We start from the raw sequence: 18,727 nt of genomic DNA on the forward strand, positions 1-18,727 counted from the left end.
CGGCCAAGATGCAGGCGCTGGCCCTGACCTCGAAGGGTGGCACGCTTTCCTATGCGATGATCGGCGATGCCCTGGTGGCCTATGTGAATGTCGCCGGCGGTGCCGGCATCGATTGGGGCGACCGGCCGGTCTTCTCCCTGACCCTCGATCACGCCACCGGCGCATTTACCTACCAGCAATTCGACCAGCTCGACCACGTCACGGGCAATGGCGAGAACACCGCCCTCAAGAGCGGATCGGGCTCGATCGCCGCCATCGACTTCGGCGCCGTGATCCAGGCGACCGATGGCGACGGCGACCATGTCGGCCTCGGCGGCAAGTTCTCGATCACCATCACCGACGACGTGCCGGAAATCGCGATCTTCACCGATGAGACGGTGACGATCGACGAAACGTCCGGTTTCCAGAACGACGACAGCGGCGCGGGCAGCATCGGCAGCCTGTTCGCCGGCGTTGGCAATCGTGGCGTGGATGCCGATCTCGGCGGACCGATCTATGCCCGCGACGATGTAATCGATATCTCGGTCAAGAATGGTGCGGACGACAACGTCTCCACGGCACTGACCTTACGGATCGACGGTGGAAACGGCATCAATTCCGGCCTGATGACCACCGATGGTGCACACATCTATCTGTACCTGGAGGGAGAGGTCGTTGTCGGCCGCGTCGGCGGCGCCGATGGTTTGGCGGCTTTCGCGATCGCCATCGACGGCGATGGCCGCGTCAGCGTGGCGGAATATCTGTCGCTGAAACATCCGAACAATGCCTCCTCGGATGAAGGCGTCAATCTCTCCGGGAAGATTTCGGCCGTTCTGACCGCTACCGATTACGATGGCGACGTGGTCACCAAGTCGGCCTCGATCGGCAACAAGATCGCCTTCGACGACGACGGCCCGCTGGCATCCGGCATGAAGGTATCGTTCACGGCCGACGAGGACGACATCTCCAACCTGCTGTCGTCCGGCAATCATCCGGGCGACGGAACCGCCGACGGTTCCACTTCGACACCTTCGTGGATCGGTGGGGGCGATGCGGCGACCGTGTCCGGCTCGATCGCCTCCGTTGTCTCCTTCGGCGCGGACGGCGCGGCAGCCGGTGGCGGCTTCGGTTTTGTCGCCGATGCAACGGCCAAGATGCAGGCGCTGGCCCTGACCTCGAAGGGTGGCACGCTTTCCTATGCGATGATCGGCGATGCCCTGGTGGCCTATGTGAATGTCGCCGGCGGTGCCGGCATCGATTGGGGCGACCGGCCGGTCTTCTCCCTGACCCTCGATCACGCCACCGGCGCATTTACCTACCAGCAATTCGACCAGCTCGACCACGTCACGGGCAATGGCGAGAACACCGCCCTCAAGAGCGGATCGGGCTCGATCGCCGCCATCGACTTCGGCGCCGTGATCCAGGCGACCGATGGCGACGGCGACCATGTCGGCCTCGGCGGCAAGTTCTCGATCACCATCACCGACGACGTGCCGGAAATCGCGATCTTCACCGATGAGACGGTGACGATCGACGAAACGTCCGGTTTCCAGAACGACGACAGCGGCGCGGGCAGCATTGGCAGCCTGTTTGCCGGCGTTGGCAACCGTGGCGTGGATGCCGATCTCGGCGGGCCGATCTATGCCCGCGACGATGTAATCGATATCTCGGTCAAGGGTGGCGCGGACGACAACGTCTCCACAGCACTGACCTTACGGGTCGACGGTGGAAACGGCATCGATTCCGGCCTGATGACCACCGGCGGCGGGCACATCTATCTGTACCTGGAGGGAGAAGTCGTGGTCGGCCGCGTCGGCGGTGCCAACGGTTTGGCGGCCTTTGCGATCGCCATCGACGACGACGGCCGCGTCAGCGTGGCGGAATATCTGTCGCTGAAACATCCGAGCAATGCCTCCTCGGATGAAGGCGTCAATCTCTTAGGGAAGATCTCCGCCGTTCTGACCGCCACCGATTACGATGGCGACGTGGTCACCAAGTCGGTCTCGATCGGCGACAAGATCGCCTTCGACGACGACGGCCCGAGTGTTGGCGCAAACAGCGCCGTATGGGTAGACGATGACAATGTCGTAGGCGCCAATGGCAATGCCGGCGGCACGGGAGATCAGGCCCTGGCAAACACCGCCGGCGTACTTTCCCACGACTTCGGCGCCGATGGAGGGGCGATCGCTTGGAAGACGACGGGTGCGCCCATCGGCTTCAGCTACGTGCATGATGGCGATGCCCTGCTGGTCAAGCAGGGTCTTACCACTGTCATGACGATCATGCTCGATACGGCGACTGGCGCCTATACGGTTACCCAGAACGCCGCGATCGACCATCCGGTGGGTAACAACGAGAATGAGGTGTCGTTCAACCTCACCTACACCGTGACCGACGGCGACGGCGATCATGTCGATGGTACGTTGACGATCAATGCCGACGACGACACGCCGGTTTCCACCGGTGTGGTCGGCACAGGCGCGATCACCGAAAGCGCTGCAGGCGGTTCGATCACCGGCGAGCTTTCCGCCCTGGTGTCGCCGGGTGCCGACGGCATCGAACGCTACTCTGTCGAAACCACCGGTCTGTCCTCCAGCCTGACTTCGCTGACTTCCGACGGTGTCGCCCTTACCTATTCCGTCGTGGGCAACGCCGTGGTGGCGAAAGCCGGCACAACCACGATCTTCACCTTCAGCGTCGATCCCGCCACCGGCCATTATTCCTTTGCGCAGACCGGCCCACTCGACCACACCGACAGCGTGGTCATCGGCGGCGTATCGATCCCGGCTGCCGCTCTTGGCGCTGTCGGCAGTCATGCGGCCGTGCCCGACATCGGTGGCAACGACCTCGCCTTCGAGGGACGCATGCCGGACAACGACGTGATCATCCGCGTCAGCAATTCCGGCAACAGCGCGGTCACCTGGACGCTGAACAACAATAACCCTGGTGGAACGGACTATGTTCTCAACATCCCCGCCCACACCACCTGGTACGTGAATGTCGGCAATGTCCCGAACCAGACGAAGTTCGATCTTGTCGGTGACGGTTCATCACAGAATACAACTGTCAACAATGGCCATTCGATCACCTTCGTCGACGGCGACGGTTCGCTGGCGCTGGACCTTTCCTCCGCGGTCACAGTAACCGATGGCGACGGCGACAGCGTGGCGCTCCATGACCAGCTGATCGTCACCGTTACCGATAGCGTGCCGACGGCCGGCCCCAATGCCATTGGAACGGTCGAGGAAGGTGGTACGGAAACCATCACCGCCGCCCTGACCGGCCTCAACTGGGGTGCGGATGCCGGCAGCGCGCGCAGGCTTTCCTTCACGGGAAGTGTCGCGACAAAGGATCAAAACGGAGCTTCGGTGACGACGCTCAGCTCGAACGGCAATCCGGTGACGATCGCGGTCATCGGTGGTGTGCTTACCGGGTTCACCGGCTCCGCCAACCCGCCGGCGCTGGACCATATCGTCTTTACAGCATTGCTCAATGCTGCGACCGGCGGTTACACCTTCTCGCTGCTTCAGCCGCTGGACCATACGGCTCCGAATGCGACGAGCCAGTATCTCGATCTGGCCCTCGGCTTCACTGCAACCGACGCGGACGGCGACGCGGCCTCTTCGACGATTACCGTTCGCGTCGATGCCGCCGGCTCGATCGACTCGATCAACTATTCCAGCCTGTCCACCAGCGTTTTCGTCAATCTCGACGCTGCCGCGCATACCGTCCTCGGACAGACTGTCGCCGGTGACCGGGCAACCGACGGGTCCCTTGTCACCGACAAGATTATAGGCATCGACAATGTGACCGGCATCAACGATGCGATGGGCGGCTCCGCCGCCGACGTTCTCATCGGCGGCGACGAAGCCAATAAGCTCATCGGCAATGGTGGCAGCGATTATCTGGATGGCGTCCTCGGCGCCGACATTCTCGACGGCGGCGAAGGTAACGACACCTTCGTCCTCGGCGCGGATGTCACCGGTTCCGGTACCCGCGACATTCAGCTGGGCGATGGCAGCCTCCTGGCGGTCAGTATCGCCGGTCTTGCCGGCACTGCCGACAAGGTTATCGGCGGTACCGGAATTGACACGATCGTCCTCGAGCGGGACGGCAAATCGGGCTTCGTGGCTGATTACAGCACGGCTCCCGGTTATCTCTCCGGCGTCGAAAAGATCGTCGGCACCGATGGCAACGACGTCATTCTTCTGGCTGCCGGCTCCACGGCGGACGGCGGACCGATCACCATCGAAGGCGGCGAGGGCAATGACACTCTCGGCGGTTCGAATTCGGCGGATATCATCAACGGCGGCACAGGCAACGACTTGATCTCCGGCCTCGGCGGCAACGACCTTCTCAAGGGTGGTGCCGGCAACGACGAGATCTGGGGCGGGGCGGGCGACGATACGATCGACGGCGGCGACAACACGGACAATATCACCGGCGGCCTCGGCAACGATGCGATCAATGGCGGAGCAGGAGGCGACACCTTCAACTATACCGTCGGCGACGGCATCGACACCATCAACGATGACAGCGGGATGGACCTTCTGATCGCCAATGGCAGCGCCAATGTGGAACAGTCGGTCGTTTCGGCGACCGCGACTGGCTTCACTGTGGATGTCGATGGCGACGGCACCGTGGACGTCACCACCAGCAACGTCGAATCGGTCATTCTCAACCAGATGGGCGGTGCCGACAAGATCACCCTGCGCGCGCTGGATAACGCCGAAACGATCACGATCGAGGGCAACGCCAATCTCCTGCAGATCCATGGCAGCGGCTTGCCGTCCATTTCAGGGATCAGCACCTCCGAGGTGAAGATCGAAGCCAATGGCGGCAATGACGTCATCAACGCTAGTGCGCTCGACGCCTCGGTCTCCCTGACCGTGGACGGCGGTGAAGGCGATGACACCATTACGGGCTCTGCCGGTGCCGATACCATTTTCGGCGGCAAGGGTAACGACGCGATCATCTACAAGGTGGGCAGCGGTGCCGACGTCATCGACGGCGGCACGGAAACCGGCTCGATCTTCCCGAACTACGACGTCCTCAAGATCGACGGCGATGCCGAGAGCCGCACCTTCACGATCGGCAAGTCGACCCTTGTGGATCCGCAAAATGTTGCGCCGGCCGACGATCGGCCCGACGTGCTGGTCACCTATAGCGGCACCGGCGGAACGACAGTGCGGGCCGACGAAATCGAAGGCATCGAAATTACTCTGCATGCAGGCGGCGGCACGATCAATGTCGGCGATCTCTCCGGCACCGCCATCGAACCTTCGACCATCGTCATCAATGGCGGCGCCGGCGACGACACCATCAACCTGACCAATCTCGCTGGAACCAAGGTGGTCGTCACCGATGAAGACGACACCACCGGCGGCGACATAGATACGATGATCCTGGCCGGCAAATGGGCCGACTACAACATCGTCCGGGCAACCGACGGCACCTTCACCTTCAGCCGCGGCGGCACCGTCGTGGCGACGGCGAAGAACATCGAGCAGTTCACCTTCATGGGTGAGAACAACGGCAACGGCGGCACCGTGCAGGCCATCGAACTGGTCAACGATGCGCCGCATGCCACAGCCGACACCAATGCGGGTGATCCGGTGATTGAGGCTGGCGGCATTGCCAACGGCACGGCCGGTGACGCTTCAGCAACCGGCAATGTGCTGGCCAACGATACCGACGCCGATATCTTCGATACCAAGACCGTCACCTCGGTCCGGTTCAGCGGTGGCGCGGCGACGGCCGTTCCCGGCAACAATGGCGACGTCATGGTCGCAGGCACCTACGGCACGCTGACCATCCATGCGGACGGAAGCTATGCCTACGCGCTGGACAACAATGACGCCGACACCCAGGCCCTTGCCCAGAACGCCGGCGTCAACGAAGTCTTCACCTACGACATGAAGGATGCCCATGGCCTGACCTCCACGGCCTCGCTGACCATCGCCATCACCGGCACCAACGACGCAACGGTCGTCGACCTGAACGGCGCGGCTGCCGGAAACGGTGCGGCGACCAACGCCACGGAACAGACGCCGCAGCAGTTCGCCTGGCAGGCAAGCCTCGCCGATGTCGACTCTTCGACGCTGCAGTCGATGACGGTGACGCTTGCCAACAACCTCGACGGAGCAAGCGAGACGCTCTTCCTCAACGCGACGGCAACCGCCGCTGCCGTGGGCTTGACCGTTGGCTACAATTCAGCCACCGGCGTGCTGTCGATCACCGGTTCGGCTTCGATCGCTACCTATGAGACGATCCTCAAGAACATCGTCTACCAGGACAACAGCGACAATCCGGACACCTCGATCGATCGCACCCTGACTGTCGTGGTCAATGATGGGGTTTCCGATAGCACGCCGCAGGTTGCCACCATCCACATGATCGCCATCAATGACGCGCCGGTCTTGGCCGGCACGTTGACTGCGGTGGTCGCCGAGGGCGGCAGCCACGTCCTGACTTTCGCCGAACTCGGCTATACCGATCCGGACGATGTCGACGGCGGCGTGGTCTTCCAGGTCTCAAACGTACTGCACGGGGTCATCACCAATGGCGGAGCTCCGGCAACCTCGTTCACCGCGGCCGAACTCAAGGCCGGACTGATCAGCTACACCCACGACGGTTCGGAAGGCCCGACCGCATCCTTCTCGGTCAAGGCAGAAGACGGCAACGAGGACAACTCGGCACCCGGCACCGGCACCTTCAACTTCACCGTGACGCCGGTCAACGATGCGCCGGTGGCCGTCAATGACTACTTCTCTACAAACGAAGATACCGCACGCTCGGGAATGCTACTTTTCGCAAATGATAGCGACATCGAGGGCAATCCTCTCACCGCTAACGGCATCACCGTTGGAGGCCAGCTGGGCGGATCCATCTCGTTTGAGCAGAATGGTACCTTGCGCTTTGAGCCGCTGGCCAACGAGAGCGGATATGCGATCCTGCAATACGGCGTTTCCGATGGAAACTTGACCAGCACGGGCACCGTTACCATCGACGTCCGTCCGATCGCCGATACCACGACGATTTCCGGGTCCGGCCTCGGCAGCGAGGACGCTACAGCCGCTCTGAGCCTCACCATCGCCCTCGGTGACACCGACGGGTCGGAAAAGGTGACGCGGGTTGAACTGTCGGGCTTCCCGGCGGGTGCGACCTTCAATCAGGGCGCGCTGGAAGGCGGGGTCTGGGTCATCAGCAGCGCCGCCGGGGTCAACACTTCGGGCCTGACGATGACGCCTCCGGCCAATTATGCCGGAAACTTCAATCTCAGTGTTTCGGCAACCGTCCTCGACAGCGCCACGCTGTCCGACCTTGCGGTCCACACGGATACCAAGGTGTCGACGGGTTCGATCGGCGTCAGCATCACGCCGGTCAACGATGGCCAAGCAACGATTTCGGTCACCGATCTCACCCAGACGGCAACAGATCCGAAGGTCGGCGATGTTCTGCGTGCCACGCTGGGTTCCGACCCTGACGGCACGGCGAGCAATGTCGTCCACACCTGGCTCCGTGACGGCAACGACACTGGCGTAACCACGGCGGATTATACCCTTACGGCCGCCGATGTCGGGCACCAGATGTCAGTCCGGACCACTTATGTTGACGGTCAGAACTTCAACGAAACGGTCACTAGCACCGCAACGGCAGCCGTAATCACCAACAACCATGCGCCGGTTGCCGTAAACGATACGCTGTCGTTCGGTGGCGGCGCGACCCCGGCTCCAAGCGGCACGGGCTGGTCGCTCAACGCCGAGAATGGCCACTACTACAAGGTGGTTGCCGGAAACTATTCTTGGACCCAGGCTGCTGCTGCTGCAGCGGCTGATGGCGGCTATCTCGCGACCATCACGTCGCAGAGCGAGCAGAACTTCATCCAGAGCGCAGGCACGCTGGGGACGAATTGGTATGTTGCCCAGAATGCCTGGATCGGTGGTTCCGACAGCGCTACCGAAGGCACCTGGAAATGGGTGAGCGGCCCGGAAAGCGGAACGACGTTCTGGAGCGGCGCGAGCAATGGCACTGCCTCGGGCTATGAAAACTGGAGCACCGGTGAGCCCAACAACTGGGGAACAGGTGAAGACCACGCTCAGATGCTCTTTGTCGCGGGCGGTGTTTGGAATGACGGCGCCAATACCACGGCACCGAGCGGCCAGTTTGGAGACTATGTCGGTTACGTTGTTGAAGTCGGCGGCGCGACCGGCAACGGCGGCATATCCGAGGACGTTACCAAGACGTTCGCGGCCACGTTGCTGACCGCCAACGACACCGACGCCGATGGCGACACCCTGACGGTCACTTCGGTGACCAACAGTGCCGCCGGTGCTATCGTTACTTTGAACGGCGACGGCACGATCAGCTATAACGCTTCGTCTTCCGCGACGCTGCAGGCGCTCCATGCCGGCGACGTCCGGACCGATACCTTCACCTACACGATCAGCGACGGTCATGGCGGCACCTCGACCGCAACGGCGACGATCACGATCAATGGCGTCAATGACGCCGCGGTGATCAGCGGCGTGAGTGCGGGTGCAGTGACGGAGGCGACCAGCGCCAACGCTGGAACGCCCACCGTGACCGGTGATCTCAACTCGACCGATGTCGACGGCACTAATGACGCCTGGACCGCTGTGACGACGGCGACCGCCAGCACCAACGGCTACGGCACCTACACCATGGATGCTACGGGTCACTGGAGCTACACGGTCGACAATACAAAAGCGACCGTCAATAGCCTAAACAACGGGGGAACCTTGACCGACAAGTTCACGGTCATGACCGCGGACGGCACGCCCAAGGAAGTGTTGATCACCATCAACGGAGCAACGGATCCAGCCCTGCCGGCGAATGCAACACCGGTTAATGCCGGTAACGGCAACAACAATTCAAGCGCCAACGACGCATATGATTTGAGTGGCTTCACCTACATTAAATCGAGCGATCCAGACGTCAGCAATGCCGCGACAAGCCCGTCAATCAGCGTCTCGGCCACAGGTACGAATTTCCAAACTGATTACTACAAGCTTGTGGTTGCGGCGAATAATACCGCCGTTGTTTTCGACATCGACAACGCAAATTTTGACAGCGTTATTAGACTTACAAAATCTGGTGGGGGATTTAACGCGATCCTGAGTGATGACGACGCAGCACCTGGCGAAACTGGAGGCAATCACTCGTACATTTCCACCGTGTTGAGCGCAGGCACGTACTTCTTGCAGGTGGGTGTGTACGACGGAGGTCTAGGCACCTTCTATAATTGGACTGGTAAGAGCTACGAACTGCAGGTCTCAGTCAAAGCGGCGGGTCAGGACCCGATCATCCTTGATCTCGATCACAACGGCTTCACCTTCACCTCGGTCGAAGATGGCGTGAAGTTCGACATCGATGCCGATGGCCACAAGGATCAGGTCGCCTGGACCAAGACCGACGGCATCCTTGCCTTTGACGTCGACGGTAATGGCAAGATCGACAACGGTTCGGAAATCTTCACCCCGAACTTTGCCGGTGGCGCTCATGCCGGCGGTGTGGCGGCGCTTTCGACGCTTGACGTCAATCATGACGGCAAGATCGATGCGTCCGACACCGGCTTCGACAAGCTGCTGGTCTGGCAGGATGCGAACGGCAATGGCGTCAGCGACGAGGGCGAGCTGAAGGGCCTGAACGACTATGGCATCACCGGCATTTCGCTCGATGCCGACAGCGCGGAAGGTTATATCGACGGCCAGTCGCTGTTTGCGGAAGGCTCGTTCACCTATGCCGACGGTTCGACCGGCTCCTTCGTCGAGGTCGGCTTCGACACCCTGTTCAGCGATGCTCCCGACCACGTGCTGGTCGGAACGGACGGTGACGATATCCTCGCCGCCATGCCGGGCCTGACGCAGATGACCGGCGGTGCCGGCGCCGATACGTTCGTGCTCGATCCTTCGGCCCTGCACGAACTCGACATGGCCGACATCATCACCGACTACAAGTCGAGCGACGGTGATGCGGTCGATGTTTCGAAGCTTCTCGACACCCTGCTTGGTCATCAGGCAACCGGTGAAGAGGCTGCTGCGAATGTTCGCACCACGATCGCCGGTAACGACACGACCGTCAGCGTTCAGGTCGCGACCGACAGCTGGAAGGATGTCGCCGTGCTTCAGAATCATACGGAAGCCGTCAAGATACTCTTCGACGACGACAAGCACTCGGCGAACATCTCGCACGTATAAAGCGAAGGGTGTTGCAAGTCAGAAACCGGAGAGAAGGCGCGCAAGCGCCTTTTCTTGTTTAAGTAATGTCTTGCAAAAGAATTTGACGAGGAAGGACTGTTCTAAATTTATACAATTAGGGGACGTGTAGCGCGTGTAATCCCCGCACCGCAACAGCAGTTCTCCATGTGTCTCGGCGGCTACACAAGAGGTAAATGTATACGCCTGAGAAAGGGGAGGGGATCATCTGCTTTTGCATCCAATCAGTTGGCTTTATAAATTTTTTGTTAAAAAACAAATGGATGCATGGTTTCCATTTGGTAATTAACCCTAGAGCGATGAATATCGGAAGCAGGCTTGGGCCGCTGAATTAGAAATGATAATACTTCCCAACGAAATCGCCGCAGTATATGAATGCCGACATGGGATTTAATCGGCGAGGGGCATCCGATTGTTTAAGAGCACAAGAATTTTAACGACGCTGCTGGCGACCGTAGCCTTGGGGGTTGTGTTTAACGCACCTGCGAACGCGATGACGCTCGATGAAGCGGTAGCAAAGACTCTCAAGACCAACCCGCAGATCATGCAGGCGGTAGAAAACCGTGAAGCGGTCGAGTTCGAGTTGCGGCAAGCACGGGGTCTTTACCTTCCTTCCATAGATTTGCAAGCAGGTGTAAGCCGCCGTAGACTGTCAAACAGCAGTACTGGCACGCTGACACGCGACTACGAAAACTTCAAAGGCTCCGATGTGAGCCTGACGATTACTCAAACGTTGTTTGACGGCGGCAGCCGCCGCTCTCAGGTCGAGCAGCAGGCATCGCGCGTCGACGGCGCTTCGTTCCGCGTTGTTGAGCGGTCCGAGTCGCTGGCTCTTCAGGTCACCCAAGATTATCTTGAGTATATCCTGCAGTCCAAGATTGTCGGTATCGCCCAGCAGAACGTCGCTGCCCACAACCAGATTCTCGGCGATATCGGCGCCAGCATCCAGGGTGGTGCGCTGACTGACGCCGACCGTCTGCAGGGCCGTGAGCGCCTCGAGGCGGCCCGTGCCCGGTTGCGCGAAGCCCAGGAAGAGCTGGAACTCACGAAGATCCGCTTCCTGAAGACGGTCGGGGAGCCGATCGGTCCGGTCAAGGTGCCGGTATCGCTCGCCAAGTTCATTCCGAAGACGCTCAACGACGCGATCTTCATCGCCAAGAAGAACAGCCCGCAGATTCACGCGGCCGATGCCGACGTCGATGCGGCGGATGCAGGCGTTCGCGGTTCGCGCGCCAACTATCTCCCGAAGGTCGATCTTCAGGGTAGCGCGCGCGTCGGTAACGACATCGATGGCAACCAGGGCAATACCAACGACGTTCAGGTCGGTGTGACCGCCCGCTGGAACCTCTATCGCGGCGGTATCGACCAGGCGCGCGAGCAGGAGCAGATCCGGCGCGCCAGCGAACAGCGTTACGGTCTGGCGCAGGCCCATCGCGAGGTTGAAGAATCCATTCGTTCCGCATGGAACGAGCGCAGCGGCCGCGGCGAACTGTCGACGATCCTGGCGCGCCAGTCCTCGACGAACGGTAGCCTCGTCTCCTCGTATCGCGAGCAGTTCAAGGTCAATCAGCGTTCGCTTCTCGACGTCCTGGATGCCCAGAACACCCGTTTCAACACCAGCATTCTTGCGGAAACCGCACGATTTGCTTCGCTTTTCGCCGAATACAAGATCTTGGCCGCATCGGGCAGCCTGCTTCAGTCGATGAAGCTGAAGCCCGTTGGTCAGGCTGAGGCGTATGCCCGGAATGAGTTTGCTGTCCCGGGCGGCGTCACGAATCCTGGCTATGTCGAAGTTGACTCCCGTCAAAAGGCTGGCATGCCCATGGATCTCCTGGCGCCGATCCGACAGTAACGGATTGGCAAGGACCAAATGCTCAACGTAAAGCTCGACCACGCAGACACTACGCCGTTTCGGACATTTAAAACTGCATTCAGGTCTGTTGCGAGCTTTTACGGGCGCCCGACGTCAGACATCGTCCTGTTTTCCGGATTGCCGGATGAGATTTCCGAATCTCTTGAACTGGACGATGTCGAGCATCTGGCCCAGCGCATCGGACTGGAAGTCATCCGTCATGGCGAACGCGAGTGTCGCGAGGGCAATTTCGATTGTCCCGCCATCATCGTCTTCGAGAACGGCGGTGTCCTGCCGCTGCTGGAAGCCGATGCCGATGGAAACTATGTCACAGACCTGGTTCCGGCGTCGGGAAATCCCGTCAAGCTGACGCGTCAGGAACTCGTGGCGCTAAAGCCGAGCTTCGGCTTTGCCTTCACGCTTTATTATCAGAACGCGTCCGACAATGCTTCGGTCGGCACGGCCGGGGAAATCGAGCGCCGCCACTGGTTGTTGCGGGCGCTGGTTCCCTATTGGCGTACCTATATGCGCGTCATCATGGCAGCGCTGTTCATCAACCTGATCGCGCTCGGCTCGCCGCTGTTCACGATGAACGTCTACGACCGCGTGCTTCCCAACAAGGCGTTTCCGACGCTTTGGGTGCTCGCCATTGGCATCACGCTTGCCTACACGTTCGATTTCCTCTTGAAGACTGCCCGCGCCGCGCTCATCGATCATGCCGGACGAAACGCGGATCTGCGTCTTTCCCAGATGATCTTCGACAAGGTGCTGAATTCGACGCTCGCGTCGCGCCCTCTGTCGACAGGCGAATATGCCAACCGCGTCACGCAGTATGAATTCGTCCGCGAGTTCTTCACGTCCAACACGGTCGGCCTGCTGATCGATACGGCGTTCGTATTCATCTTCTTGATCGTGATCTATATGCTTTCAGGCTGGCTTGTGGTGATCCCGGCGGTGGCGCTGGTGCTGTCCGTGCTGATCGGCCTGCACGCCCAGGCCAAGATCGGCCACCGCATGGCGGCCGCCACCAACGAGGCATCGCGCCGTCAGTCGCTGCTCGTCGAGACGATTTCGACGATCGAGACCGTGAAGAGCCTCCGCGCCGAAGCGGGCATGCTGCGTCGCTGGCAGGAGCTGATGAAGCTCTCGAGCCGTACCAGCGAGGAAATCAAGCACGTCTCCTCGAATGCCGTAAACCTCACCAATCTTGTCCAGCAGATGGTCAGCGTTCTGATCGTGATTGCCGGCACCTACGAGTTTTCCGAGGGTCATCTGGCAATGGGCGCGATCATCGCGACCGTTATGCTGGCAGGCCGCGCGGGGGCGCCGCTTGGTCAGATCGCCATGGCGCTTGCCCGTTTCCGGCAGGCGATGACGTCGCTCAAGATCCTCGACAAGATTATGGAACAGCCGGAGGACCGCCCGTCCACGGTGGGTTTCGTGAACCGCGAGATCAAGCAGGGCGGCTTCAGCTTCCAGAACGTCTCCTTTCAGTATCCGGGATCTGACTACAAGGTCATCAACCAGCTTTCGCTAACCGTCGCTCCCGGCGAGCGGGTCGGGATCATCGGTCGCATCGGCTCGGGCAAGACGACGCTCGGCCGCCTTCTCGACGGCCTTTTCCTGCCGTCCGATGGTCGCCTGCTGATCGACGGCGTCGATATCCGCCAGTATCACATGTCGGAAGTCCGCTCGGCGGTCGCGGTGGCCGGACAATCGTCCGACCTGTTCTCGGGGACGGTGAAGGAAAACCTGCTGATCGGCCGCGCCGATGCGACGGACGAGGAATTGCTCCATGTGTCGCGCATGACCGGCGTCGACGAGTTCGTTTCCAACCATCCGCGTGGTTTCGACATGCCGGTCGGCGAGCGCGGCAGCAATCTCTCCAGCGGCCAGAAACAGGCTCTGGCGATCGCCCGCCTGCTCCTGACCAAGCCCAAGATCGTGTTCCTCGACGAGCCGTCGGGCGCCATGGACCTTGCGAGCGAGCGCCATCTGCTCGCCAAGCTGTCGACCGCATTCAGTCGTGAGACGACGCTGCTGATCGCCACGCACCGCTTCAGCATGCTGGAACTGTGCGACAGGCTGGTGGTGATCGACAAGGGCCGCATCGTTGCCGACGGGCCGAAGGCGGCCGTGCTCGAGGCGATGCAGCGCAAGGGAGCAAAGCCGTGAGCAGAGGCGTTCACGACAATCCCCCGTTCTTCGCCCGCATGCTGGTAGGCCTGGTGGCGGCCTGCATGGCGACGTTCCTCGCCTGGGCAGCGCTTGCGGAGATCGACGAGATCGCCCGCGGCGAAGGCAAGGTCATTCCGGTTTCCAAGACGCAGATCATCCAGTCGTCCGAAGCCGGCGTCGTCCAGGACATAGCCGTTCAGGTCGGCCAGGTTGTCCGCAAGGGCGATCTGATCGTCCAGCTGAACAATACGACGACCGAATCCACGCTCGGCGAATCCGTTGCCAAGGCGAGGGCGCTCGGCGCCAAGATCGCACGCCTGCAGATGGAAGAAAAAGGCGAATACGACCAGCCGTTCGTATGTCCGGCCGATGTCCTGGCGGTCGCCAAGAACGTCTGCGACAACGAAGATCGGCTGTTCCAGGCCAACAAGGCCAGTTACAAGAACAAGTTCGACGTGCTTCAGGAGCGCATGAAGCAGCGGCAGAACGAACTCAGCGAAGCCAATGCCAACATCGATCGGCTTGAACAGAATATCGCCTCCTCGGTGCGGCAGCGGGATCTTTACGGTCCTCTGGCCAAAAAGGGCCTGGTCTCGCAGACGCAGCTTCTGACGATCGAAAGCCAGCTTACGGACCAGCAAGGCCAGCTCAAGGTCTACCAGGAAAGCCTGATACGCCTTCGCGGTGCCGTCGAAGAAGCAAAGCTCCAGGTTGGGGAAATTTCGCTGGCTATCCGCCAGCAGGCCCTGACGGACAAGGCGCAGGCCCTGGCGGAACTCTCCGTCATCGATGAAACGATCCGCGGCGCTTCGGACCGCGTCAAGCGCACGGATATTCGCTCGCCGGTCGATGGCATCGTCAATACGCTCGAAGTCAATACGATCGGCGCCTATGTGGATCCGGGCCGTGTGGTTGCCGGCATCGTTCCGACGGCCGACACGCTGCTGATCGAAGCCCGCATATCACCCCGCGACGTCGCGTTCGTCCGCCGCGGGCAACCGGCGATCGTCAAGATCACAGCCTATGATTTCGCGATTTTCGGCGGGCTCGACGGCGAAGTGACCAATGTTTCAGCTGACAGTATCGTTGAGAAGGAAAAGGGCGAGACCTATTATCTCGTCCAGGTCAAGACCAATAAGTCCGAGCTGGAGCGCAACGGCAAATCCTATCCGATCATTCCTGGCATGATTGCGTCCGCCGAAATCATGACGGGCCGCAAGACAGTCCTCAGCTATCTCATGAAGCCTATCAATCGGGCGCGTTCCGATGCGCTTACCGAACGCTAGAGCCTCCAATGAAATCAGGTGCGCTTTCAATGTCCGGCATCGAACCTGCGGGCGATCCGCTGCCGATTATCGACAAGGAAGAAGTCGAGCCGCGTTTTCGCGCGGTCGTGGCGCGCAATGGCGAGCGCCGCGGCATCAGGCTTGAGAAGATTTATTGGGAAGGCCTCAGCCGCATGTCGGCGGCCGGCAAGATAACCACCGGCGACCTGGTTCAGTACACTGCGGCCCAGATGCCGGAAGGGGGCAATCTCACCTCGCTGCTGCGTGTCCTCAGCCTCAAATGGGCGCTTGGGCGGCTGGCGACGGTCGAGGAAGTCTCGTCGCTGGAAAATCTCGGTGCGCTGGTTCAGGCATCGCCGTCCCCGACGGTCGTTTTGACACGCGAAAAGCGGCTGCAGTTCTTCAACGAACCGTTTCTGGTCATGCTTCGGCAACGGCTGGTCGGTGAGGATGCGTCGCAGCTGATGAAGACCCTGAAGTTCTCGATCGACACGCAGATCGAAGACGCAATGGATACGCTGCAGATGAACCGCGGCAAGACCTTGAATACCGGCTTCACGATCTCCTGCGCCAGACAGGTCATCAAGGGCCAGATCAATCTGGCCCTTGCCCCGGCACACGAAAAGCCGATGCTGATCGGCTATATTTCCCGTTATTGACGTCCAGGGCCGGAGCGCACCGCATCCCGGCCCGGAGAGCTTAGAAGTTTACACCTTCGCCGGGCGCGATCTTTTCCAGCGGCGTTGCCATTGCGACATTCTGGTCCTTGCGGCGGGAGCCGTGCAGGAAACCCTTGCCTCCCTTGATCGAATAGAGCGGCATGTAGTCGGGAAGCTGCGTATCCAGGAGAACCTGGTTGCGCATGTTGTCGAGGATGAAGAACCTGCCGCCGGCTTCGACCGAAAGGACGGCGTGGTAGAAGTGCCGCTTCTGGTCGAACAGGACGACGATCGACATCTGGTCGGGGTCGATGCCTTCCGCGCGAAGTGCCGCCATTTTGAGGATTGCGAAATCTTCGCAATCGCCCTGCTGGAGGCTCAGCGTTTCCCGGGGGGTGCTCCAACGGTCGGTAACCTTGTAGGCGTCCTGGTCGGTACGGTAGCGGATGGACTGGTTCACCGCGGCATTGACGGCGTTGAGCTTGTCGCGGATCGACGATTGCGATGTGTTCAGACCGACGAGCTGGATGGCGGCGAAGGCGGGGCTGCAGCCCTTGCCGTTGCATTTTACCGCGGTGCCGCTGTCCATTTCTTCGAGGGCGGGCGCGAGCTTCTTCAAGGCGGCTAGGCGCTTGAAGGGAATGGCGACCGTATCGAACACGGCGCCGTTGGGCGCTGTCGGCTCTACGCGCTTGGATGGAGACAGGTCGGCCGGCTTGATTGCGACCTCGATTACGTTCGCAGGTCTTGCCGCGGGCAGGGCGATCGTCGAGCCGAGCTGACTGAATGTCTGAAATGCTGCGGCAACCTGTACGTTCCGGAACGCAAGCGAAGCCATGACGGAGAGCGGCGTCGGAAGATATTCCAGGACGTGAGCTCCGATAACCGCTACGCCGGCTCCAGTATTTATCGGGAACTTTTGGTCTGCGATTGGAGCTGAGACCGCAATAGAAGCAATGAATGGTAATGCGAGAGCTGTAGCGATTGCGACTTTCAGGGTATTCTTCTTATTCGCCATTTTTTATCTCCCTTGATAGAGAGATGCTAGCAAGCGCTGCTGAATTTCTGGTTTTTGAAGATAGATAATCTATAAATAAGTTATTTGAGATAAAACGTATAAAATTTTATATTTCCGCGTGGGTGCTTGTTAATGATTTTTGTCTGGGATAGCATGCTATTGCCACAACCAAGAAGGCCGCAGAGTGGTCCAGGAAATGCCCCAAGGACGTTCGTTTTTTTACCCTTCAGATCTCGCCGACGTTACTCATAAGGCCTTCCGAATGACGACGCGCCTGCGTCCGATACGCATATCGCTGCTGGGTTTGTTGGCTGCCGCCATGCTGTCCGGATGCGAGTCCTCGTCCGTTGCCGACAAGGTTCTCGACGACAAGGCGCTGAAGCCGCCGCCATCCGTGGTTGAGGAAACATTCGGGCGTGGTTCGACGGAAGTCACCGTGCTTTTGACCAAGGCGCCGAACGGCCTCTATGAGGGTGCGGCGCGCGATATACGCGATGGTGCGGCACTTGCCATCGGCGAACTTGACGATGCCGGCGTCATGAAGATCAAGGTGATCGACGTGGCGGAGGGACCGGCCGCCGTGGCCCCGGCGCTCGCGGCGGCCAGGGCCCGAAATTCCGGCCTGCTGATCAGTTACGCGCCGCAGGCGACGACGGCAGCGATTGCCGCCATTCCGGCCGATCAGCGTCCGCCGCTGATCAATCTTTCAAGCCCTGTGACCGGCGCGAAAGTCTTCAATTTCGGGTTTGACGAGGTGGCGAGTGTTGCACGGGGCGTGCGCGCGGTCATCGCCTCCGGCCATAAGAGAGTTGTCGTCCTGACGCCCAATAGCATAGCCGGTGTCGATGAGGAGCGCTTGAGATCTGCGGTCGGTCAGGCCGGCGGTGCCTTGATCGGCGTTGTTCGTTATGATCCAGCCGCGCCGCCTGGTGACTTGCTTACCCGCAACAAGGCTCTGCTCGATGATGCCGGCGCCGTGGTGCTGATGGGGGATTCTGCGGCGGTTGGAGCCATCCTGAAGGGTGTCAGGACCTCTTTCGCAAAACTGGCCGTGGTCGGAACCAGCCATTGGCCGATAGAGCTTTATGCCGATCCGGCTGCCAATGGCGTTATCATCGCAGCGGTCGATCCCGACGCCTCCCTGTTGATCGGCGAGCGATATCGTCGCTTCAACAAGCGTTCGCTCTCGGTCTATGCCGCGGAGGGTTACGACAGTATCGCGGTCGCCGCCGGCCTCGTCAGAGGCAAGGGTGCAACGGCGTTGACGCCGGAAGCGCTGACGACGAAGACTGGATTTCGAGGTGTTACGGGCCTGTTCCGGTTCACGCCGAGCGGGGTGGCGGAGCGGAAGATCGGGCTCTACAAGATCGACGGTGGTCGGTTGGTGGCCATCGAGCCGAAGGCCGTCAGTTTTTAAAAACCAGGTGCCGTGGCCGATGATGAAGATCCTGCCGCAGCCGAGGAGTGGAGTTTAAACGGCGCGAGCGCATCGATGGGGCACAGGCGGTGACCGGCCT

At 60.5% G+C, this 18,727-nt stretch carries 7 protein-coding genes; 6 read left to right on the plus strand and 1 reads right to left on the minus strand.

The genetic code is table 11. The annotated features are described in order from the left end of the window. The first annotated feature begins 8 nt into the window (after nt 1-8). From ABCW43_RS09200 to ABCW43_RS09220, 5 genes are all read left to right on the plus strand, one after another. Nucleotides 9-10,199, plus strand: coding sequence for a DUF5801 repeats-in-toxin domain-containing protein (locus ABCW43_RS09200; protein WP_345923446.1), 10,191 nt, complete (start codon nt 9-11; stop codon nt 10,197-10,199). 430 nt (nt 10,200-10,629) lie between these two features. Beyond that, the gene (locus ABCW43_RS09205; protein ID WP_345923448.1) at nt 10,630-12,069 is read left to right on the plus strand and encodes a TolC family outer membrane protein; all 1,440 of its coding nucleotides are present in this window, start codon (nt 10,630-10,632) and stop codon (nt 12,067-12,069) included. A gap of 18 nt (nt 12,070-12,087) precedes the next feature. Further along, nucleotides 12,088-14,244 carry a type I secretion system permease/ATPase gene (locus ABCW43_RS09210; RefSeq protein ID WP_345923450.1) on the plus strand — a complete coding sequence of 719 codons (2,157 nt, stop codon included), beginning with the start codon at nt 12,088-12,090 and terminating at the stop codon, nt 14,242-14,244. 38 nt (nt 14,245-14,282) lie between these two features. Next, nucleotides 14,283-15,533, plus strand: coding sequence for an HlyD family type I secretion periplasmic adaptor subunit (locus ABCW43_RS09215; RefSeq protein WP_345925385.1), 1,251 nt, complete (start codon nt 14,283-14,285; stop codon nt 15,531-15,533). 29 nt (nt 15,534-15,562) lie between these two features. After that, on the plus strand, nt 15,563-16,192 hold the full coding sequence (locus ABCW43_RS09220) for a ribbon-helix-helix domain-containing protein (RefSeq protein WP_345923452.1): 630 nt from the start codon (nt 15,563-15,565) through the stop codon (nt 16,190-16,192). Nucleotides 16,193-16,232: 40 nt separating this feature from the next. On the opposite strand, the gene ABCW43_RS09225 is transcribed toward ABCW43_RS09220, so the two are convergent. Further along, nucleotides 16,233-17,030 carry a transglutaminase-like cysteine peptidase gene (locus tag ABCW43_RS09225; RefSeq protein ID WP_345923454.1) on the minus strand — a complete coding sequence of 266 codons (798 nt, stop codon included), beginning with the start codon at nt 17,028-17,030 and terminating at the stop codon, nt 16,233-16,235. A gap of 442 nt (nt 17,031-17,472) precedes the next feature. Here ABCW43_RS09225 and ABCW43_RS09230 point away from each other — a divergent pair, with 442 nt between their 5' ends. Next, nucleotides 17,473-18,627 (plus strand): ABC transporter substrate-binding protein, encoded by a 1,155-nt coding sequence (locus ABCW43_RS09230; RefSeq protein ID WP_345923456.1) that lies wholly within the window; start codon nt 17,473-17,475, stop codon nt 18,625-18,627. The last annotated feature ends 100 nt before the right edge of the window (nt 18,628-18,727 follow it).

The organism is Neorhizobium tunisiense, assembly GCF_039631515.1.
In the GTDB taxonomy this organism is placed as follows: Bacteria; Pseudomonadota; Alphaproteobacteria; order Rhizobiales; family Rhizobiaceae; genus Neorhizobium.

Excerpts from the sequence above, each read along its gene's own strand:
- ABCW43_RS09200 (WP_345923446.1), top strand. The coding sequence starts at position 9 with ATGCAGGCGCTGGCCCTGACCTCGAAGGGTGGCACGCTTTCCTATGCG.
- ABCW43_RS09210 (WP_345923450.1), top strand. The coding sequence starts at position 12,088 with ATGCTCAACGTAAAGCTCGACCACGCAGACACTACGCCGTTTCGGACA.
- ABCW43_RS09215 (WP_345925385.1), top strand. The coding sequence starts at position 14,283 with ATGCTGGTAGGCCTGGTGGCGGCCTGCATGGCGACGTTCCTCGCCTGG.
- ABCW43_RS09220 (WP_345923452.1), top strand. The coding sequence starts at position 15,563 with ATGTCCGGCATCGAACCTGCGGGCGATCCGCTGCCGATTATCGACAAG.
- ABCW43_RS09225 (WP_345923454.1), bottom strand. The coding sequence starts at position 17,030 with ATGGCTTCGCTTGCGTTCCGGAACGTACAGGTTGCCGCAGCATTTCAG.
- ABCW43_RS09230 (WP_345923456.1), top strand. The coding sequence starts at position 17,473 with ATGACGACGCGCCTGCGTCCGATACGCATATCGCTGCTGGGTTTGTTG.